Source organism: Acinetobacter sp. YH12235, from assembly GCF_013417705.1.
GTDB lineage: Bacteria > Pseudomonadota > Gammaproteobacteria > Pseudomonadales > Moraxellaceae > Acinetobacter.
Map to the genome: position 1 here is coordinate 21,046 of NZ_VPDL01000029.1, position 20,131 is coordinate 41,176.

The window sequence follows — 20,131 nt, forward strand, 5'->3', positions numbered from 1 at the left end:
AGTAATGAAATTCCCTCTCCTTTTAGGAGAGGGTTAGGGAGAGGTGTTTTTACTTTTAAGCCCTAAACACACTTTCCATAAATCATCTAATACATCATCAGTTTCTAACAACACTTCATTATTCCAATACCTCACAACTCTCAAACCCAAAGCCTCTAAACACTTGGTTCGTTCAGCGTCATATTCTTTTCCCTCATCCGTTCCATGTTGACTACCATTTAACTCAATCACCAAACCAATTTCATGACAGTAAAAATCCACAATATAAGGCTCAATCACATGCTGACGACGAAATTTAAGATTCATAAAACGTTTGGCACGAAGGATTTGCCACATGAGGTGCTCAGCATCGGTGGCAGTGTGGCGCATGAATTTGGCGAAAATTAAAAGTTGAGGATCAAGCTTTTTGTTCATGGTATTTTTTATTTTTTGTGAGATTAGCAGATTTTATAACCTCTCCCCAAGGAAGAGGTAGAAAAACCTTAAAGCATCCCACGCCTTAAAAACATCTCTAATCCACTTACCTTTTTGATATACATCAGGCGTTCTTTTTCGACCTTAATCTGCTGCTTGATAGTGGAAGTATCTTCATCAATCTGTTTATACAGATCAGCAATTTGAACCTTACCTTTTGCCTTTTTGACTGCAATTCTGGTTTTTGATGACCAGACCAATCGATTGATCAATGCATCAATCTGCTCTTGTAACTTCTGGCTCTCCACATCCAAAGCCAGTTGATACAGCTTGACTTGCTCTGCACTTAAACTCTTTTGCGAAGGATCTCGATCTTGCTCAATCTGAAGCTGCATTTTTAATAAGACAAACAAATCCTGTTCTGCATAGGCTTCGTTGGCACGCTGCAACAATTCAGTTTTTTTAATCTTTTTTACATCATTCGCTTCACGATCCGGATGAATCGCTGCAGCAATCTTTAAATATACAGATTTCACTGACTGCTCTGCCATTGCGGCTGCCTGTTTCTGCTTTTCCTGCTGGCGTTTTAGTTTGGCCTGCTCGCGGATTTGCTGAAAATGATCAGAAGCCCATTCTTCAAATCCCTCAGCATCTGCCGGATCTGGGATATTTTCATTCTTAAAGAATCTTTCCAGTTCATTGGTCTTTTTTTGGCTTTTTCTGAATTGGGCATGTTCAGCACGCTGCTGATAATAGGTGAAGATTTCATTTACCTTATTGGCTTCTTGCGCTGACATCGCCTGAGAATCTTGCAGATAATCTGCCAGGTATTGAATCTTCTCATCCAGTACTACCAACTCGGCCTTGGTAAAATCTGTTTCCTGCAAGTGGTTCCAGAGCTGTTCGAGCTGCTCAAACACAACACCATGCAATTCATGATAGACCGGCATGAAAGTTTTATGCGTATATTGCTGTAGGTCTTCTTCAGCCTGTTGCCATTGTTTTAACTCCAGCTTCTGCTGTTCGATTTTATCAATCAGACGATCCAGCTTCTTCTGCTGTGGCGAAAGCGCTGTGAATGGCTGGATCATGGTTTTTAAGTCAAAGAGCATGGCAGCAGAAAGACCCAAGGAAATCTAATCTATATTAATTCGTTCAGCTTTCGCCACAAAGTTCTTTTGACCTTAGGCTATTGAAATTTGTATCAGAATTAAAAAAAGCAGAACTAAGTCAGCTTTTTCATCCAGATTTTTGTTATTCCAGTACCACACGGCCATTTAAGGCCTGCACTGGACGGTTATTTGGATGACCCATTAACTTGGAAAATTCTGAAATCTGTGTCGCAGAGGCCTGTTGGATCTCTTTCAAAATCAACCAGCGCACACCTTCAGAACATGGTGGTGTCGTCAGCGAACCACTAAAGCGGTAATAATCCAGATTCTTAGGCAACATCTCATTTACAGGTTGCGGAGTTTTCAAGACGACTTTTTCACCTTGCTTTTTCGGCAAGCGATTCCACATACGTTTAAGCATCGGATTTTCTGTACCCTGCGCAAACATCATCGCCACTACAGCAAGTTCACCTTGAGTATTGGCATGGACAAAATGAATCTCTAGAGGATAGCTCTTGCCTTTAATTAGGTTCTCACTTGGGCTATGTAGATGAAACTGTTTCAGCACAAAAGTTTCACCATCCAGCTGTAATTCTCTGCCTTGAGCAAAGTCTACCTGAACGGTATGACCTTTATTTTCAATTGTGTGAATCATGGTGTTATAGCTAAACTTGAGCGGTTCCAGTTCGGCTTTGACTGTTCGCTCGATATTGATTGGTGACTGGTTCAGTCCATTACAGGCTGAATATTTCTGGTTTAGAGTCGACCATTGTTCAGGCTGATCATAGTTCCAGTCTGCATCTGCAAATACCGCTGTACTTAAGCTCATAACCGTTAAAAGCGTGAATATCTTTTTCACAATACATCCTTTCTTGGAAGTCAAAATCAATATTTTTAATTTAAAAAACAGATTTTTAGCTTGATCTAATCGCTATATTTTTCAGGGCACAACATACAGAAATTTATAATTATCAAGTTATTTGATTACAAATCATTAAATAGTTCTCATTATTCCTAGGAAATTGCTCAGATTTTATCTTGATATATTTCAGTAGGATATTATTTGTACTGATTAAAAATCACACAGAGTAAAATGTGAACTGGTTCAAATTTAATCTGTTGAATAATCAATCAATATTTACATGAAATATCTATCTTATTTTCTTAAAATCGCTATATCTTTCACTCATAGCAATCACATTCAAAAAACATAATTTATTTTTATTCAAAAACTTACACAATTACAGCAGCAAACTAACAGCCGAGATTGATAGACTCGTAACAAAGAGTGATCTGGAATAATAACAATGGACTGGGCCACCATATTTATAAATGATACGACCTGGGAATTTGCCACAGAAATTTTGCTGCGCTGTGTAGTGATGTACGCGATGATTATCCTGTTTCTGCGGCTGACAGGTAAACGTGGGGTACGACAACTTTCGATCTTTGAAGTCACCATCATTCTTGCTTTGGGTTCCATTGCTGGCGATCCGATGTTTACAGAAGATCTCCCCTTGATCCAGGCAGCGCTGATCATGTCGGTGATCATTTTTCTGTATCGCCTCACCACCTGGCTCATGATGAAATTTCAATGGTTTGAAGACCTGCTCGAAGGCAAACCGATTCATATTGTGGAAGATGGTTTACTGGTCATTGATGAAATTAAAAAAGGCAAAATGTCTCATGATGAATTCTTTGCTGAAATGCGTCAGCAAGGCATTGAACATTTGGGTCAGGTACGCTTGGGTTTACTGGAAACTGACGGTAAATTTAGTATTTTGTATTTCCATCCAGATGATGTTCGGCATGGGCTCCCGCTTTTCCCTAAATCCTGCTGCATTGTCAAAGAAGTCAGGCCAGAAGAGCTTTATGCCTGTATTTATTGCGGTCAAGTCCAGTATTTAAAAGAAGCGGAACAGACTTGTCCGCGCTGTCACTCTCACCAATGGGCAAAAGCCATGAATAGCCACCGGATTACTTAAAGCTGCTTAAGCCGCTGCAAATGATCAAAGATTTCTGGTAATTGCTGAATCTTATATTGAATATGTCCGGCATCGGGATGGAAACCTTGCATCCATAAAGCATGCATACCTGCGGCTGTTGCGCCTTGAACATCATTGACAGGATGATCACCAATATAAAGACATTGTTCTGGCTGTACGCCTAAACGCTCTGCGGTAATCTGGAAAATTTCCGGTTGCGGTTTATTAAAGCCGACCAGACCTGAACTGATAATCTCATCAAAATAATCTGCAATACCTAAAACGCGAATGGTATTTAATCGGGTGTCATGGCCGCCATTGGATACAATGGCCAAGCGATAACCTTCAGTTTTAAGCTGTTTTAATACTTGCCCTGCTTGCGGCATCTCTACGGCGAAACGTCCAAACTCGCTGAACCAGAACTGCGCTAGCTCCTCTAGATCTGGTGGAGTTAACCAAGATAATTCCTGCAACAATGCATATGCACCTGAAGCGCCAATACTGCCATGGGTCAGCAATTCCTTTTTCGGATAACCGCCATTATCAATGCGTCGTACAATCTCAATAATTTTCTCAAGTTCAACCTGTGCTAGTGCCGAAGTATAATACTCCGCCAGATAACGGCTATAGGCCTGTGTCGTCAGGTCACGGTGCGTCAAGGTATTGTCGAGATCAAATAAAACGGCTTGAATAGGCATAATTTTCAAAACGAAATGCTGAAACTTTCAATCATGTTAACAGTCCGAAACTTGTTAGATCAGACATAAAATTGCTAAGTTTTGTTGTTTTGAGCATAAAAAGTGATGCTGAAGTACCGCTTTTTGATAGGAAAATAAAACTCTCAATTAGGATTTGTATTTTAAGCCTGTACAAAAATCCTTATGCTTTATTAAAAATAACCTTTCTCCTAAAGTATTGATATAAAAAATCCCACCAAGTGGTGGGATTTTTTATTTAGCTTCACATCATCAATTAGAAGCTATATTTGCTCATTAAACCAATACGGTTATCTTTGAATTTTCCATTATTAAAGGTTTTACGCTCACCGTTGACATACTCAACACCAAACTCAAGCGGTTTAACTGGTGAATACACCAAGTTTAACCAAGCTTGTTGTACCTCTTTGTTTGCAGTAGGATTGAGGTCTGCATAGTCTGAGTCTTTATCGGCAAACAATGCACCATAACCAAGTGATGTTTTTAAGTTAGATAAAATGCTGTACGTTAAGCCCGTTTGTACCGCCCAAATTTCATTTTGTTCAATATTACGGTTACCTTCATCATCTACGAATGCAGCATTGGCATTGGTACCATACAAAATACCGTTTACACCTTTGGTATAGCTGACATCCAGCGTCGCTTTTAAAGGATCAAGTACTTGATACGTTGTACCTGCTGCTAGACCCCAACCTGCTTTACGTTTATTAGTGTCTTCATCTTTATAAACTTCAACTAAAGCACGCGCAGACGCATTACCTTTTTTGTCATCAAAGTTGTGTGCCAATTTAGCAGTCAATGTTGGTACACTTGATTTGATATGTTCAACACTTACTCTTTCGCCTTGGGCATTTAATTCAGTCTGTGCAGCACTTGAGTTTGGCTTTTCTGCCGCCAAGAACAATTGCGTTGCTGGTGTCAAATCAAAACCATAACGAACCATTGGTAGACGGGTAGTACCACCACCAACGTTGGTGCTAAAGTCAATCATAAACGGTGCATGATTTGACAAGAAGTTAGATTGGGTTTGACCAATCAACCAATTTTCATAGGTTAAATATGCTTGACGTATACGGAATGAATCGTTAGTACCTGCGAAATCACTTTCAAGTTTACCGCCAACCTCTGCACCGTTAACACTGGTTTTAAAATCTAAACCCAATCGTGTTGTTTTTGCTGTTGCGACTAACTTGTCTCTGGTTTGACCATTGGTTTTAGCAACGTCAGAGAAGTCACCTGCTGAACCTTCAATGATATAGTTCGCATCACCACGAACGAAACCATATAGCTTCACTTCAGTATCTGATTTTGTACTTAGTGCTTTCGGTGCAGCTGCTGATGGTTGTGGTGCTGCTTTAACTTGTTCAATCTGCACGGCTTGATTATGCTGAACTTGTTGCTGCTGTGTTACTAATGCTTTTAGTGCTTCAACTTCTTGACGCAGCTGCTTAATTTCTTTTTGCTCTTGTGTTTCAGCATGTGCAACCGTCCCCATCATCAAGGTTGTTACTGCAACTGCTAATCCCTTAGCTAAAAACTTTCGTGTTAAAACTTGATTCATTAAATTCTCCATATTGAACAAACGTTCATTGGCTTTGAAAGCTCACTGATTCCCACTAAAATCTAAAGCGTGTGGAATATCTATAATTATAAATTGACTTATTTTATTATCTCGTGAGATCACTCACGAACAATGTGCATAGTTAAAAACCATCCTTATCATGTTACATGATTTTACTGGATTTATGTTTTTTAACTATACCTACATAATAAGCCGTATAAAAACATCAGAAATTTAACAATTTTAGACTCAGTTTGAAATCATTTTTATCTCATACTTTTAGCTAAAATATGTATTAACGACACTTTTAAAATAATTTGATTGTTTTTAATACGGCTTTAATTGATGCGTTGCAATGATCAGGAGTCTTGCTGTGTTCTACCCCAAAATACAATAGGCCATAATAAAAACACGCTGATCCATACAATATATGTTAAATACTGTGCATACCCCCAATAATCCCCTAGTAGCCCGCTCAGGCTATAAAGTCCCCCGCTTACAGTAGCCATCAAGGCGACCTGAAAAGTAAAATCAGTTCCTGCCAGATGCTTGCGGCTGTATTGCATCACCAAGGTCAACATAACGACTAAGAGCATGGCCGATATCATATCCTCGGCAGCATTAATGAGATAAATGATCCAGTTTGCCACTTTGTTTTGGGCTTCATATTGTGCAGCCAGCCAGGCATAAGCGATTAGACTGAGTATTTTCAGAATAGAGAAAATCATTAAACTCCAGCTGCGCGACCAGTATTTCAAACACCAGCCTGCTAGCCCTGCGCCAATCAACGCTGCAAAAGCGCCAAGTATGGTGACATAAATACCAATCTGACTAAAACTCAGTCCCAAATCGACCATCAAAGGTTTTAATAAAGGCCCAGACAGACCATCTGCCACTTTAAAGGTCAGTAAAACCAGCAGCCATGTCGCCAAGGTAGAATCAGCTAAAAAATATTGAAAATAAGCTGTGATTCTAGTCCGAGCAGGTAATTTCTCAGATGATGAAGAAATCATCTTTTGATGATCTGGTTCTTTAAACCATAACACCGGTAAAGTATTCAGAAAGACCAGAGCTGCCAGCAGTAAAAAGGTTATCTGCCAATGCAAAAAATCGAGTAACCACAGGATTGCCCCGCCTCCAACAATAAAGCCCAAGCGGGAGCCAATCACCTGAAAGGTATTGCCCCAGTGCTGTTGTTCATTTTTTAGAATATTGACTGCCAGTCCATCCGTAGCAATATCCTGAGTAGCACCGATCCCATTCATCACTAACAACGTGATAAAAAAGATCAGCAGAAACAGGGGCTGGTTTAAGGCTTGGATCGGCAAGAAGGACAGCCCAATCAGTACAGCGACAGAAAGCCATTGCAAAGGAATAATCCAGCTTCGATAATGACCTCTGGATCTTGATCCATGCTGATCGACTAAAGGTGCCCAGAAGATTTTAATCGACCATGGCAGCATGAGCAGGCCAAAGCCACCAATATGTGCCAGAGATACACCTTCAGCTCGCAGAATGACCGGCAAGGCATGGGTCATAAACCCGACCGGAAGCCCCTGTGCCCAATATAGGGAAAACAATAAAATATAAGTATTCCGCATATTCAGCGCAGGTCCTTAAGGTAAAAATGCTAAAAGCATCCATCATCGCTATACATTTTGCCAATGATCCGGATTTTACAACAGTCTAATATGATCAAAAATAAAGAAAAATAAGTTTCAGGATGAGACATCGATGAGTACAACACGTTTCCCCAAACTTCCTCCCCTAGTTCCTTCTCGCGGAGGTAAATTGAGCCAGACCCTGTTTAAACAGCTATTTCTGGCTCAGGGCTGGCAGCTTAAAGGCGAGTTCTCTAACCTGCCTAAAGCAGTAGCGATTATTTCTCCGCATACCTCGAATATCGATGCCTGGTTAGGTTTTAATGCCCTACTCGGTCTGGGTATTCAGATTACGATTTTTGGTAAAGACAGCCTATTTCGTACTCCTCTTAAACCCATTCTGGAATGGATCGGTGTAGTTCCTGTAGTACGCGATACACCGCAAGGTCATACCCGACAGATTGTTGATGTGATTAATAAAGCAGACCGGATCTGGGTGGGTATGGCACCAGAGGGTTCTCGCAAGGCGCCAGAAAAAATCCGCAGCGGTTTCTACCACATTGCCAAGGCAGCCAATTTGCCGATCGTGATGTTTTCCTTTGACTATGATATCAAGACCATTCATATCCTCGGTGTATATCACCTGACAGGTGATTATGAATATGATCTAGAACAGATCTATAAGCATTATGAAGGTAAATTTTCGGCCAAAAATCCGGATTGGGTCGCCAAGCCGTTACAAAAGCTTTTGAAAAAAGACTAGGCAAAACTGGCTTTTTTTGATGTGATAGCCTGAATTTTGTTGATTTAATCGCCAGTTTTTTATAATGAAATTAACCCGTTATGCTCTGATTGGCTGCCTGGGTTTAAGCCTTGCAGCATGTGATAAAGCTACTAAAACCCCAACAACCTCTACTCCTCTTCAGGCTCGTGAACCTGTGGTGGCTATTGCACTCGGTGGTGGCGGTGCCAAAGGCTTTGCCCATATCGGGGTACTCAAAGTCCTCGAATCGCATGGCATCAAACCGAAGATTGTTACTGGAACTAGTGCCGGAAGCTTCGTGGGCAGTCTATATGCCAGCGGCAAATCTCCTTATCAGTTGCAGCAAATCGCCTTGAACTTTAAAGAATCCGATATTCGTGATTTAACCCTGAACCGCCAAGGGATTATTGCCGGACAGAAACTGCAGGATTTCGTCAATAAAAATGTGGCGAATAAACCGATTGAACAGTTCCCGATTCGCTTCGCGGCAGTGGCAACCCGCCTAGACAATGGCCGTAAAGCTGACTTTATCAAAGGCAATGCCGGACAAGCCGTGCGTGCCTCTTGCAGTATTCCGAATGTCTTTGTGCCCGCTGTAATTGGCGGTACAAAATATGTCGATGGCGGTCTGGTTAGTCCAATTCCAGTAAAAACGGCCAAAGATATGGGAGCAGATATTGTTATTGCCGTAGATATATCTGCACGTCCGGACAGCAATAAAGCACTCAACATGTGGGGCGTACTGGACCAGACGATTAATATTATGGGTCAGCAAAGTATCAATGAAGAACTCAGGCAAGCTAATATCGTGATCCAGCCTAAAGTAGGTCATATTGGTACGCTGGATTTAAAAGCCAGCAATGAGACCATTCTTGAAGGTGAAAAAGCCGCGCAACTAAAAATCCGTTCAATTGAAAAAGCCATCAGTGATTTTAGGCAGTCTCCGGCTGCATTCAAGCCTGCACGACCGGCAAAATTTTAATCAGAAATTTTTTATATTCATCTGCTGCAGCATCTGCTACATTGGAAGTAAATCATATAAAGATGATGATTAATTAAATACTTAGCAATATAGGTCACGATATGGAATTAGTTCTTGAACCTTGGCACTGGTTTGTATTGGGAGTACTTCTTATTCTTTCAGAATTACTCCTGCCCGCTTTTGCTGCCCTCTGGTTCGGGATTGGTGCCATTATGGTTGGCATTCTGTACTGGATGTTCCCAATGATGGGATTGACCACTCAGATCCTGACCTGGATCATCCTGTCTGTTCTTTGTACCTTGCTCTGGTTTAAGTTTATCAAGCCGCTTTCTATCGACAAGACCAAAGCCGGCCTGTCGCGCGAAGCCACTATTGGCCAAATTGGCATGGTGATTCAGACCGATCTTGAACAGGATCAGATCCGGGTCCGTTTTCCGCTACCCGTTCTAGGCTCGGATGAATGGGATTGCCGTGCTCTGGATAAAGTTCAGGTTGGAGATCGTGTCCGTGTTGTCGATATCTTGGGAAATGACCTGGTTGTACAGCCCCACAGCACTCAATATCAAAACGAAAAAGGTGAATAAATTATGTCTGCTGGCACTATCATTGTTATTGCGTTCTTGGCCTTTGTTGCGATTACCATTTTTAAAGGTGTACGGATTGTTCCACAAGGCTATAAATGGATCGTACAACGTCTGGGTAAATACCACACCACACTTAATCCTGGCCTGAATTTTGTCATTCCTTATGTAGATGAAGTGGCTTATAAAGTCACCACCAAAGATATCGTTCTGGATATTCCTTCGCAGGAAGTAATTACCCGCGATAACGCCGTCTTGCTGATGAATGCGGTGGCTTATATCAACCTGACAACTCCTGAAAAAGCGGTGTACGGGATTGAGAACTACTCATGGGCAATTCAGAACCTGGTACAAACTTCGCTACGTTCAATCGTGGGTGAAATGGATCTGGATGATGCCTTATCTTCGCGTGATCATATCAAGGCACGTTTAAAGTCCAGCATTTCTGATGATATTTCAGACTGGGGAATCACCTTAAAGACGGTTGAAATCCAGGATATCAAACCTTCTGTAACCATGCAGACGGCGATGGAAGAACAGGCAGCGGCAGAGCGTCAACGTCGTGCAACCGTCACTAAAGCGGATGGTGAAAAACAGGCCGCCATTCTGGAAGCTGATGGTCGTCTGGAAGCATCTCGTCGTGATGCAGAAGCACAAGTCGTACTGGCAGAATCTTCCCAACGTGCGATTGATATGGTGAGTCAGGCAATTGGTGACAAGGAAATTCCTGTGGCTTATCTGTTGGGTGAACAATATGTCAAAGCCATGCAGGATATGGCCAAGTCTCCAAATGCCAAGACTGTGGTCTTGCCTGCCGATGTGCTGAATACCATCCGCGGTGTAATGGGACGTCACTAAATTTCAGAGATACTTCACAATAGGCAGCCAATTGGTTGCCTATTTTCTTTCAAAATAAGAAAATCTCAGCAAAGATTGTGAATTTATGGTTAAATTTCGCGTTTATTTTTGAAATCCTCTGGATTCGATGTTGCCTGGCTTTCGGATTAAAGTCTTTCGCATCTGTCATAATCCTTGTTTCGATCTACTGTCCAACTTAAAAATGGATACCGTATGAGCTCCCTAAATCCAACCTTAATTACCTTTCTTTTTTATATTGTCGGCATGGTCGTAATTGGCCTGATGGCATACCGCGCGACAAACAACTTTTCTGATTACATCTTAGGGGGCCGACGTTTAGGTAGTTTCGTAACTGCACTTTCTGCAGGGGCTTCCGACATGAGTGGCTGGCTGCTGATGGGCTTGCCAGGCGCAATTTATCTTTCTGGCCTGTCTGAAATGTGGATTGCGATTGGTCTGATTATCGGTGCCTGGCTGAACTGGCTGCTGGTTGCGGGCCGTTTACGGGTCCATACCGAAGTCCAGCACAATGCCCTGACCCTGCCGGACTATTTCTCGAACCGTTTTAACGATCAGAAAAAAGTGCTGCGTGTGGTTTCTGCATTTGTCATTCTGATTTTCTTTGCAATTTACTGTGCTTCAGGCATGGTGGCAGGTGCACGTCTGTTCGAAAGCATGTTCAACATGTCTTATAATACAGCGCTCTGGATCAGTGCGATTGCAACCATCAGTTATGTGTTTATTGGCGGTTTCCTGGCAGTCAGCTGGACCGATACCATTCAGGCAACCCTGATGATCTTCGCCCTGCTTCTTACGCCAATCGTAACCATCCTGACTTTTTCAGATATGTCGCAAGTTACGCTCGCTTTGGAAGCCGCACGTCCACAGGCCATGAACTTGGTCGGTGATCTGAGTACCATCGCGATCCTGTCATTAATGGCATGGGGTTTGGGTTATTTTGGTCAGCCGCATATTTTAGTGCGTTTCATGGCCGCCGATTCAGTGAAGTCGATTCCAAATGCACGCCGTATCGGGATGACCTGGATGACGCTTTGTTTGGGTGGTGCAGTGGCCGCAGGTTTCTTTGGTATTGCCTATTTCCAGCAACATCCGGAACTCGCTGCTGTGGTGAATGCCAATCCTGAAACCGTGTTTATGGAACTGACTAAAATCCTGTTCAATCCATGGATTGCCGGTGTGGTTCTGGCGGCAATTTTGGCCGCGGTGATGAGTACGCTTAGCTGTCAGTTACTGGTTTGTTCAAGTACCCTGACTGAAGACTTCTATAAATCATTCCTACGTAAAAATGCCTCACAAAAAGAACTGGTTTGGGTCGGTCGTTTGATGGTGCTTCTCATTGCTTTATTGGCAATCTGGATGGCTGGTAATCCTGAATCTAAAGTCTTGGGTCTGGTGGCGTATGCCTGGGCAGGTTTTGGCGCTGCTTTTGGTCCACTGATTATTCTGTCTTTGTTCTGGAAGCGCATGACCTTGAATGGCGCCTTGGCAGGCATGATCGTTGGCGCATGTATGGTGATTCTGTGGAAGAATACTGTTGGTGGAACAGGTCTTGGTTTTATTCCAGCCGGCATCTATGAAATTATTCCAGGCTTTATCTGTTCTTGGATTGCGATTGTAGTTGTAAGTCTCTTAGGCAAAGCACCAACAGCTGAAATTACAACACGCTTTGAACAGGCAGAACGTCTGTATAACGAAAGCAAGTAATTCAATATAAAAGAAAAGAGGACTTTAAGTCCTCTTTTTTATGCTCGTTTTAAGCTAATTTCAGGAAGATTAGTTTATTTAAATCAGCTCTTACGTGTTAGCAGGAACTGGGTAATCTGCATCAGTTCATCAGCTTGACCTTCAAAATGATTCAGTGCAGTCATGGCCTGATCATGTAACTGCTGTGCATAGGCCTGGGCTTTCTCTAAACCCATTAATGCTGGATAAGTTGACTTCTCCACCTGTTCATCCTTGCCCGCGGTTTTACCCAGCACTTCTGTATCAGAAATAATATCCAGAATATCGTCCTGCACCTGGAAAGCCAGACCAATCGCTTGCCCGAATTCACGCAGTTTTGGAATGGCCAGATCAGTCCCTTCAAAGATCGTCACCGCTGCCATCATAATCGCTGCACTGATCAAGGCACCGGTTTTATTTCGGTGAATCGTCTCCAGTGCTTCCTGATCAATTTTTTTGCCTTCGGCCTGTAAATCCAGTACCTGACCATTGACCATTTTCGAGGAAGCAGTCGCCAGAATCTGCATCTGCTTCAAGACAATCGCAGGTTCTACTGCAGGCCCCTGATCAAACAGACGACTACCCAGAATTTCAAACGCCATAGATTGCAAAATATCACCCGCCAAAAGAGCCGTATCTTCACCAAAAGCAGCATGACAGGTTGGCTGACCACGACGTAACAAGTCATTGTCCATACATGGCAGATCATCATGTGCCAGTGAATAGCAATGAATAAACTCGATCGCAACTGCGGCACGGCGTACCGCAGCACTATTCTGATTCGGCTTTAATGCAGCAGTGGCATAACAGAGCGCTGGACGTACCCGCTTTCCTCCTAGCATTACGGCATGATGTACTGCCGACTTTAACGGTTCTGGAATGGAAAAGGCTTCCAAAGCAGTCATTAAATCGTGTTGAATCCGTTGTTGTGCTTGAGTTAGTGCATGGGTTGATACGTCAGTGATAGATGACACATTCGCCTCGAATACGTAGCCAGAATAATAAAATGACAGTTTATAAGTGCCTGTCTGTTATCAGGCATTGTACCTAGAATTGCATTGAATTTTCATTCTTAAATCCAAATGTTGTTTCATAATTCTGTATTGAGACTGAAAATAATCAAATCAGAAATATCTTTTTTAATAAAAAAACCACCAGAGAACTGATGGTTTTACTTAGGCTAATTTTCTCAAGGAATAATTTTAAGAGAGAACATCTTCAGGGACACGCACCCAACCTTCCATTAGCACACGCGCACTACGACTCATGATGGCTTTTTTTACTTTCCATTCTCCATTTTCCTGCACTGCTTGCGCACCCACTCTTAAGGTACCGGAAGGATGACCAAAGCGGACTGATTCACGTTCACCGCCACCCGCAACACGATTGACCAAAGTTCCCGGAATCGCTGCCGCTGTTCCAATCGCTACAGCGGCTGTTCCCATCATGGCATGATGCAACTTACCCATCGATAAGGCACGGACCAGAATATCGCTATCTGTTTCAGTGACTTCCTTACCACTAGAGGACGTATAAGTCTTTGGCGGAGCCACAAAAGCGATCTTTGGCGTATGCTGACGTGTAACAGCTTCACTAATGTCCTGAATCAGACCCATCTGTTGAGCAGCATAGGCTCGGATGGTTTCAAACTTCACCAAGGCAGCTGCATCATTATTGATATGGTCCTGTAACTCGGTACCGTTATAGCCCAGATCTTCTGCCTTTAAGAAAACTGTCGGGATCCCGGCATTAATCATCGTTACTTCAAAGCTGCCAATATTCGGTACTTCTAGCGTATCGGTTAAATTTCCGGTCGGAAACATTGAACCGCCCTCGGCATCATCATCGGCAGGATCCAGAAATTCAATCTGTACTTCGGCTGCTGGGAAAGTTACGCCATCCAGCTCAAAATCACCTAATTCCTGAACCTGACCATTCTGCATCGGTACATGGGCGATAATGGTTTTCTGAATATTCGCCTGCCAGATTCGCACCGTACACAGCCCATTTTCAGGAATACGTGCAGGATCGACCAGGCCATTGGAAATTGCAAATGCCCCAACTGCTGCAGTCAGATTGCCACAATTACCACTCCAGTCCACAAAAGGTCGATCAATCGATACCTGACCAAAAAGATAATCCACATCATGATTTTCTTGCTGACTTTTAGACAGAATCACAGTTTTGCTGGTACTTGAACTGGCACCGCCCATCCCATCAATCTGCTTGCCATATGGATCCGGGCTGCCGATCACTCTTAATAATAACTGGTCCCGAATTCGGCCTGCCTGTTGTGCAGCAGCAGGTAAATCGTCCAGTTTAAAGAACACCCCTTTACTGGTGCCTCCGCGCATGTAAGTGGCCGGGATTTTGATTTGGGCAGCGAAACTCATGAATACTTTCTTCCTCTGGCTTGTCTTTATTCTGATCAAAATTATTGAATATTTCTGAGACGAGTATAATCGGTTTAAAGCCAAGTAGCTGCCTTGCCCGACCTAAGTATAAAAAAACAGCATTTGTGTCGAGTTAAAAAAACAGCAAACTCATCAGTTACATTTTCAATAAAATTAATATATTGATTCACATATCTTTTATTCTATTTATTTTTATAATTTTTTTTTATAAATACGATAATAATATTTCATCCAGACGGGTGCTCTAGGCTTCTTATCTTTGTTCCATTACAATCTTTATACCTATTTCTTACATTGTCGGGCTGAACACTTTGAATAACGAGTCTTCACAACTTCAGCGTGGCTTAAAGAACCGTCATATTCAGTTGATCGCCATGGGCGGTGCAATTGGCACAGGCTTATTCTTAGGTTCCGCACAGGTGATCCAATCTGCGGGTCCTTCTATTATTCTTGGCTATGCCATTGGTGGCTTAATTGCATTCTTAATCATGCGTCAATTGGGTGAGATGATTGTTCATGAACCTGTAGCAGGTTCATTCAGCCATTTTGCTTATAAATACTGGGGCAAATTCCCTGGTTTCCTTGCGGGTTGGAACTACTGGATCTTATATATCCTGGTGGCTATGACCGAGCTCACCGCCGTTGCAAAATATATTAATTACTGGTGGCCTCATATTCCTGCTTGGACCTCAGTCCTGTTTTTCTTCATCGTAATTACGCTGGTCAATCTCGGCAATGTGAAATTCTACGGTGAATCAGAATTCTGGCTGTCTATTGTGAAAGTGACTGCGGTCGTTTCCATGATTGTCTTTGGTCTCTATCTGATCCTGACTGCTGATGCCTCTTCAGGAGCTTCTTTCAGCAACCTTTGGACAGCAGGCGGTTTCTTCCCGAATGGTTTTGAAGGCTTATTCTATATGCTGGCCTTCCTGATGTTTGCCTTCGGTGGGATTGAACTGATCGGGATGGCGGCAGCAGAAGCTGAAAATCCAGAAAAAACCATTCCAAAAGCGATTAATCAGGTCGTATTCCGTATTCTGGTATTCTATGTAGGTGCATTGACCATTCTATTGTCTTTAGTACCTTGGAATCAGTTAGAGCTTGGCGGCCTAGATAAAAGCCCGTTTGTGATGATCTTCAGCCAGCTGGGGATTGACTGGGCAGCACATCTGCTGAACTTCATCATCCTGACAGCGGCACTCTCTGTTTATAACAGTGGTATGTATGCCAATAGCCGTATGCTTTATGGTCTGGCACAGCAAGGTAATGCCCCTAAAATCTTCAAGACTGTGAACAAACAAGGGGTTCCTATTCCTGCAGTACTGTTCTCTGCCCTGCTGATTTTCGGCTGTGTACTCCTAAACTACTTTGTTCCTGAAGATGCCTTAAGTCACCTGATGTATGTGGTGGTAGGTGCATTGGTACTGAACTGGGCCATGATTAGCTTGACCCACTTCAAGTTTATGCAAAGCATGAAGCAGTTAGGACAAAAGACCAGTTTCCCTGCATTGTGGTCACCTGCAAGTAATATTCTGGTTTTAGCTTTCATTGCAACCATTCTTTACATCATGTGGACACAAGGCTTTAAAGAATCAGTACTGATGCTTCCGATCTGGGTAGTGATCATGTTTATTCTGTTTAAGGCACTGCGCCCTAAGAATTAATCAAAAAATCTTTTAATCGATGATTTTTAAAGTTATTGCTGCGGCAATAACTTTTTTTTTGCATTTTTTACAGTACAATAGCCTTCTTTTCGCGCCCTTAGCTTAACTGGATAGAGCAGTTGCCTCCTAAGCGACCGACGTGGGTTCGAGTCCCGCAGGGCGCACCATCCTTTCAAAATGTGATCTATACTTCAAAAAATTAGCGTTAATCTTCATATTTTTAGAATATTTTTTATACAAAAAATCATTTTTTCTCCATTATTTTATTTCTTTTACTTTCAAATACTTATTTTAAAATACAGCTATTTTTTGGTGCAAAAACTCTATTTTGGTGCTTTTTTAGACTAATTAGTTTTTTCTAGAGCATTTACTCTTATTTTAATTGTGCTATTTTTGTCACATGGAGTAACAAATGATTGCGGATAAATACCCGAAATCTCCAAGAATTTAATAAGTGCAAACAACAACGCTAGATATAAATTTGTACCTCAAGGAAAGACGTAAATGAAATTAAAAACATTAACTACTGCAATGATTCTCGCAACTGTACCAATGACGGGTGCATTTGCTGCGGCAATGGACCGTTCAGGCCAATCTATTGCAGCCTTCCTACAACCTGGTAACTATTTTGAAGCAGGTATTTCTGTTTTAGATGCAGATGTCTCAGGACAAGAAGCTGGCGAATTAGACACACGTCGTTCAATTAGCGATATGGCTGACAGCTATTATTTTCCTCATGCTGCATTAAAATTACAACTTACAGATAAGTTTTCATTTGGTCTCTTATATGACCAACCTTTTGGTGCAAATGCAGAATATAGCGGTAATAACGCTTTTGTATCTCAAGGAACTGACCAAGTTCTCACTCCATCAAGTATCGCGAATATTACTCAAAATTCAGTTAGTCAATTAGTGCAAGCAGCTGGAGCTAGTTTTGCTCCAGCTTTGACTGCTGTTACAGCAGCTGCACCAGCAGGCACTCCACAGCAGAGCTTAGTACTAGGTGCTTTACAGCAAGTTGCTGCATCAAATCCAATCGTTGCAGCAGGCTTACAACAATTACAAGGAACTCAAACTGCTTTAGTGAATGCTAATGCTGCATTAGGTCAAGGCAATACTGAGGTTGAGGTACATACACAAAATCTTAGTTTTGTTTTTGGCTACCAACCAACCCAAAACTGGAATATCTATGCAGGACCAGTATATCAAACTGTTAAAGGCGACTTAAAATTACGCGGACAGGCATATAGTATTTTTAATGGCTATGATGCAAATTTCAAAGAGACAGGAGACTTAGGATGGTTAGCAGGTATGGCTTTCCAAATTCCTGAGATTGCCTTAAAAGCTTCTTTAACTTATCGCTCTGAAATCGACCATAATGCGAGCACTACTGAAAGATTATCAGTTTTAAATAATCCTCTTGCTGCTGCATCAGTTACAGGACTCTTAAATGGTTTAGGTGTACCAACTACTTATACAGATGCAATGACTGAATCTGGTAAAACCAAAATTACTACTCCGCAATCTGTAAACTTAGACTTCCAAACAGGTATCATGGCAGATACCGTAGCATTTGCTAATGTACGTTGGGTAGAGTGGTCTAATTTCTCTATTCGCCCATACCAGTTTGGTAAAATAAGTGAAGCTGTTGGACAATTAGATTCTGTGAATCGTCCAGATGGTTTCCACGTAGTTGAATATGATAAAGATCAATGGTCTGCAACAGTAGGTGTAGGTCGTAAGCTTTCTGAGCAATGGGCTGGGAATGTCTCTGTGGGTTGGGATTCTGGTGCAGGTAATCCAGTTTCAACACTTGGACCAACAGAAGGTTATTGGAATGTTGGTTTAGGCGTTCAATTTAGTCCTACTCCAGCTACATTTATTGCTGGTGGTGTGAAATACTTCTGGTTAGGTGATGCAGAATCACAAACTGCAGCTCAAGTCGGTGAAGATAACCGTATTGTTGGTGACTTCAGCGATAACCATGCAATCGCATATGGCTTAAAAATGGGCTATCGCTTCTAATTCCTGATAGTTAATAAAGACCACCTTCGGGTGGTTTTTATTATCCCAATTATATTTTTATACACCTGTATACTATTCGATGCTTTTATCACCAATCAAATTTTGCCTAAATTTTGTTTTTAATATATTTTGATAAAAATTATTATTTGTTTATTTTCATTAAGTTAATCAAAAAAATATAGTATAAATACTCTAAGCAATCATTTTTTATAACCGCCATAGTTCATTTCTTGGACGAAGTGGAGCATTTACTCTTTTTAAATTTGTGTTACTTTTCCACAACTTTTATTAATATTTATGCAACATTGTCAAGGATGAGCCATGAAGCTTAAGCCAATCTCTATCGCTATTCTTCTTTCTAGCCTGCCTACTTCTCTCGTGTTCGCTGCCGGTTTAGACCGTTCAGGCCAGTCTATTCAGGCTTTTTTACAACCTGGTAACTATGCGGAAGCGGGTATTTCTGTTTTAGATCCAGAAGTTCAAGGTAAAGACAATGCCGGCAATAAAGTCAGCGATATGGCTGAAGATTACTACTTCCCTACTGCTGCTATAAAAATTCAGGCAACTGATAAAATATCTCTGGGTTTACTTTATGACCAGCCATTTGGAGCTGACGCTCAATATGCGCCTGAATCTAATGCTTTTGCTACAGTAAATACCAATACTGGTGTATTGGAGGGCACTTCTGTTGAAGTAAAAACCAATAGCATTACAGCACTTATAGGGTATCAGCCAAATGAGAACTGGAATGTTTATGCCGGACCTGTCTATCAAAGCGTAAAGGCGAAAGTCTCCCTACGTGGTACAGCTTATAGAGGCCCGCAAGTTCTTGGCGGTTATGATATTGACCTTAAAGAAAGTGAAGCTTACGGTTGGTTAGCTGGTTTTGCATATTCTATTCCTGAAATTGCCTTAAAAGCTGCTGTGACTTATCGCTCTGAAATTAAACATGAATTAGATACCACAGAAACCTTCGGTTTTGGTACAGATGGGGCTTTATATATTCCTGGATTAACTGGCACATTATTGGGTAAACCAGTAATTCCAACTTACCATAAAGCGGAAATTACTACACCACAATCAGTCAACATTGACTTACAGTCAGGCATTGCAAAAAATACCTTAGCCTTTGCTAATATTCGCTGGGTACATTGGGATCAGTTTGCAGTAAAACCTGCTTATTTATCTCAGCTAACTGGCGCACTCACCGGAAAACAGCAGAATCTTGTCGATTATTCAGATGATCAATGGTCTGCAAATGTGGGTTTAGGTCATAAATTTAACGTTAAATGGTCAGGCTCTGCTGCTGTAGGTTATGACTCTGGTGCAGGAAACCCGGTAACCACCTTGGGTCCAACTGAAGGTTATTGGAGTGTCGGTCTAGGCGGCCAATACAGCCCTGCAGAAAACTATTTTATCCAGGCTGGGGTTAAATACTTCTGGCTAGGAGATGCACAAGCACAAACAGGTGGTGAAGTAAAAGGTAGCTTTGAAGACAACCATGCCATGGGTTATGGCCTAAAAATCGGCTACCGTTTCTAAGCAATAAAGAGTTTTACTCTAATAAAAAAAGGCACCCTTTGGTGTAATGCCAGTCAGTTAAGAGATTGACTGGCATTTTTTTGGGTATTTCTGTGGTTTCCCTTTCACAACTCGTGGGTAGTTTCTACTTCTTTTTTTCAGTAAAACATACCTTTTAGATTTTTCCATTA

General features: G+C 41.8%; 17 protein-coding genes and 1 tRNA gene. 10 read left to right on the plus strand and 8 right to left on the minus strand.

Features of this window, described 5'->3' with window-relative positions; genetic code table 11:
* Window positions 1–33: 33 nt before the first annotated feature.
* The 3 genes from FTV13_RS13310 to FTV13_RS13320 all read right to left on the minus strand — a co-directional run bounded on the left by FTV13_RS13310 (window position 34) and on the right by FTV13_RS13320 (window position 2,355).
* On the minus strand, window positions 34–414 hold the full coding sequence (locus FTV13_RS13310) for an endonuclease domain-containing protein (protein ID WP_179993365.1): 381 nt from the start codon (window positions 412–414) through the stop codon (window positions 34–36).
* 68 nt (window positions 415–482) lie between these two features.
* Window positions 483–1,526 (minus strand): molecular chaperone DnaJ, encoded by a 1,044-nt coding sequence (locus FTV13_RS13315; protein ID WP_179993369.1) that lies wholly within the window; start codon window positions 1,524–1,526, stop codon window positions 483–485.
* Between the two features lie 142 nt (window positions 1,527–1,668).
* The gene (locus FTV13_RS13320; RefSeq protein WP_179993368.1) at window positions 1,669–2,355 is read right to left on the minus strand and encodes a carbonic anhydrase; all 687 of its coding nucleotides are present in this window, start codon (window positions 2,353–2,355) and stop codon (window positions 1,669–1,671) included.
* Between the two features lie 478 nt (window positions 2,356–2,833).
* On the opposite strand from FTV13_RS13320, the gene FTV13_RS13325 reads away from it, so the two are divergent.
* Complete coding sequence (locus tag FTV13_RS13325; RefSeq protein WP_004783062.1) at window positions 2,834–3,511, plus strand: DUF421 domain-containing protein; 678 nt, start codon at window positions 2,834–2,836, stop codon at window positions 3,509–3,511.
* Here the strand turns inward: FTV13_RS13325 and FTV13_RS13330 are convergent.
* The 3 genes from FTV13_RS13330 to FTV13_RS13340 form a co-directional block, all read right to left on the minus strand.
* Window positions 3,508–4,209 carry an HAD family hydrolase gene (locus tag FTV13_RS13330; RefSeq protein WP_179993364.1) on the minus strand — a complete coding sequence of 234 codons (702 nt, stop codon included), beginning with the start codon at window positions 4,207–4,209 and terminating at the stop codon, window positions 3,508–3,510. The two genes, FTV13_RS13325 and FTV13_RS13330, sit on opposite strands and share 4 nt — an antisense overlap.
* A 274-nt stretch (window positions 4,210–4,483) precedes the next feature.
* Window positions 4,484–5,788, minus strand: coding sequence for a DcaP family trimeric outer membrane transporter (locus FTV13_RS13335; RefSeq protein ID WP_179993363.1), 1,305 nt, complete (start codon window positions 5,786–5,788; stop codon window positions 4,484–4,486).
* 359 nt (window positions 5,789–6,147) lie between these two features.
* On the minus strand, window positions 6,148–7,389 hold the full coding sequence (locus tag FTV13_RS13340) for an MFS transporter (protein ID WP_179993362.1): 1,242 nt from the start codon (window positions 7,387–7,389) through the stop codon (window positions 6,148–6,150).
* A gap of 133 nt (window positions 7,390–7,522) precedes the next feature.
* On the opposite strand from FTV13_RS13340, the gene FTV13_RS13345 reads away from it, so the two are divergent.
* The 5 genes from FTV13_RS13345 (at window position 7,523) to putP (ending at window position 12,298) form a co-directional block, all read left to right on the plus strand.
* Entirely contained in the window at window positions 7,523–8,152 is a 630-nt protein-coding gene (locus FTV13_RS13345) for a 1-acyl-sn-glycerol-3-phosphate acyltransferase (protein WP_179993361.1), read from the plus strand.
* A gap of 64 nt (window positions 8,153–8,216) precedes the next feature.
* Entirely contained in the window at window positions 8,217–9,134 is a 918-nt protein-coding gene (locus FTV13_RS13350; protein ID WP_004783071.1) for a patatin-like phospholipase family protein, read from the plus strand.
* Window positions 9,135–9,235: 101 nt separating this feature from the next.
* Window positions 9,236–9,718, plus strand: a complete 483-nt coding sequence (locus FTV13_RS13355; protein WP_179993360.1) for an NfeD family protein — start codon at window positions 9,236–9,238, stop codon at window positions 9,716–9,718.
* Window positions 9,719–9,721: 3 nt separating this feature from the next.
* A complete protein-coding gene (locus tag FTV13_RS13360; protein WP_005234507.1) occupies window positions 9,722–10,573 on the plus strand; it encodes an SPFH domain-containing protein in 852 nt (283 codons plus the stop codon).
* 213 nt (window positions 10,574–10,786) lie between these two features.
* Window positions 10,787–12,298, plus strand: a complete 1,512-nt coding sequence (gene putP, locus FTV13_RS13365) for a sodium/proline symporter PutP (protein ID WP_179993359.1) — start codon at window positions 10,787–10,789, stop codon at window positions 12,296–12,298.
* Between the two features lie 83 nt (window positions 12,299–12,381).
* Here putP and FTV13_RS13370 read toward each other — a convergent pair whose 3' ends face one another.
* Window positions 12,382–13,290: a farnesyl diphosphate synthase gene (locus FTV13_RS13370; protein WP_179993358.1), complete on the minus strand. Its 909-nt coding sequence runs from the start codon at window positions 13,288–13,290 to the stop codon at window positions 12,382–12,384.
* 228 nt (window positions 13,291–13,518) lie between these two features.
* Window positions 13,519–14,709 (minus strand): 2-methylaconitate cis-trans isomerase PrpF, encoded by a 1,191-nt coding sequence (gene prpF, locus FTV13_RS13375; protein ID WP_180012293.1) that lies wholly within the window; start codon window positions 14,707–14,709, stop codon window positions 13,519–13,521.
* A 332-nt stretch (window positions 14,710–15,041) separates the two neighbouring features.
* On the opposite strand from prpF, the gene FTV13_RS13380 reads away from it, so the two are divergent.
* The 4 genes from FTV13_RS13380 (at window position 15,042) to FTV13_RS13395 (ending at window position 19,961) form a co-directional block, all read left to right on the plus strand.
* The gene (locus tag FTV13_RS13380) at window positions 15,042–16,394 is read left to right on the plus strand and encodes an amino acid permease (RefSeq protein WP_179993356.1); all 1,353 of its coding nucleotides are present in this window, start codon (window positions 15,042–15,044) and stop codon (window positions 16,392–16,394) included.
* 91 nt (window positions 16,395–16,485) lie between these two features.
* Window positions 16,486–16,561, plus strand: a tRNA-Arg gene (locus FTV13_RS13385).
* 337 nt (window positions 16,562–16,898) lie between these two features.
* On the plus strand, window positions 16,899–18,419 hold the full coding sequence (locus FTV13_RS13390) for an outer membrane protein transport protein (protein ID WP_179993355.1): 1,521 nt from the start codon (window positions 16,899–16,901) through the stop codon (window positions 18,417–18,419).
* A gap of 321 nt (window positions 18,420–18,740) precedes the next feature.
* Complete coding sequence (locus FTV13_RS13395; protein WP_180012295.1) at window positions 18,741–19,961, plus strand: OmpP1/FadL family transporter; 1,221 nt, start codon at window positions 18,741–18,743, stop codon at window positions 19,959–19,961.
* The last annotated feature ends 170 nt before the right edge of the window (window positions 19,962–20,131 follow it).

Coding starts and splice junctions, on each gene's coding strand:
- FTV13_RS13310 (WP_179993365.1), bottom strand. CDS start 414: ATGAACAAAAAGCTTGATCCTCAACTTTTAATTTTCGCCAAATTCATG.
- FTV13_RS13315 (WP_179993369.1), bottom strand. CDS start 1,526: ATGCTCTTTGACTTAAAAACCATGATCCAGCCATTCACAGCGCTTTCG.
- FTV13_RS13320 (WP_179993368.1), bottom strand. CDS start 2,355: ATGAGCTTAAGTACAGCGGTATTTGCAGATGCAGACTGGAACTATGAT.
- FTV13_RS13325 (WP_004783062.1), top strand. CDS start 2,834: ATGGACTGGGCCACCATATTTATAAATGATACGACCTGGGAATTTGCC.
- FTV13_RS13330 (WP_179993364.1), bottom strand. CDS start 4,209: ATGCCTATTCAAGCCGTTTTATTTGATCTCGACAATACCTTGACGCAC.
- FTV13_RS13335 (WP_179993363.1), bottom strand. CDS start 5,788: ATGAATCAAGTTTTAACACGAAAGTTTTTAGCTAAGGGATTAGCAGTT.
- FTV13_RS13340 (WP_179993362.1), bottom strand. CDS start 7,389: ATGCGGAATACTTATATTTTATTGTTTTCCCTATATTGGGCACAGGGG.
- FTV13_RS13345 (WP_179993361.1), top strand. CDS start 7,523: ATGAGTACAACACGTTTCCCCAAACTTCCTCCCCTAGTTCCTTCTCGC.
- FTV13_RS13350 (WP_004783071.1), top strand. CDS start 8,217: ATGAAATTAACCCGTTATGCTCTGATTGGCTGCCTGGGTTTAAGCCTT.
- FTV13_RS13355 (WP_179993360.1), top strand. CDS start 9,236: ATGGAATTAGTTCTTGAACCTTGGCACTGGTTTGTATTGGGAGTACTT.
- FTV13_RS13360 (WP_005234507.1), top strand. CDS start 9,722: ATGTCTGCTGGCACTATCATTGTTATTGCGTTCTTGGCCTTTGTTGCG.
- putP (WP_179993359.1), top strand. CDS start 10,787: ATGAGCTCCCTAAATCCAACCTTAATTACCTTTCTTTTTTATATTGTC.
- prpF (WP_180012293.1), bottom strand. CDS start 14,709: ATGAGTTTCGCTGCCCAAATCAAAATCCCGGCCACTTACATGCGCGGA.
- FTV13_RS13390 (WP_179993355.1), top strand. CDS start 16,899: ATGAAATTAAAAACATTAACTACTGCAATGATTCTCGCAACTGTACCA.
- FTV13_RS13395 (WP_180012295.1), top strand. CDS start 18,741: ATGAAGCTTAAGCCAATCTCTATCGCTATTCTTCTTTCTAGCCTGCCT.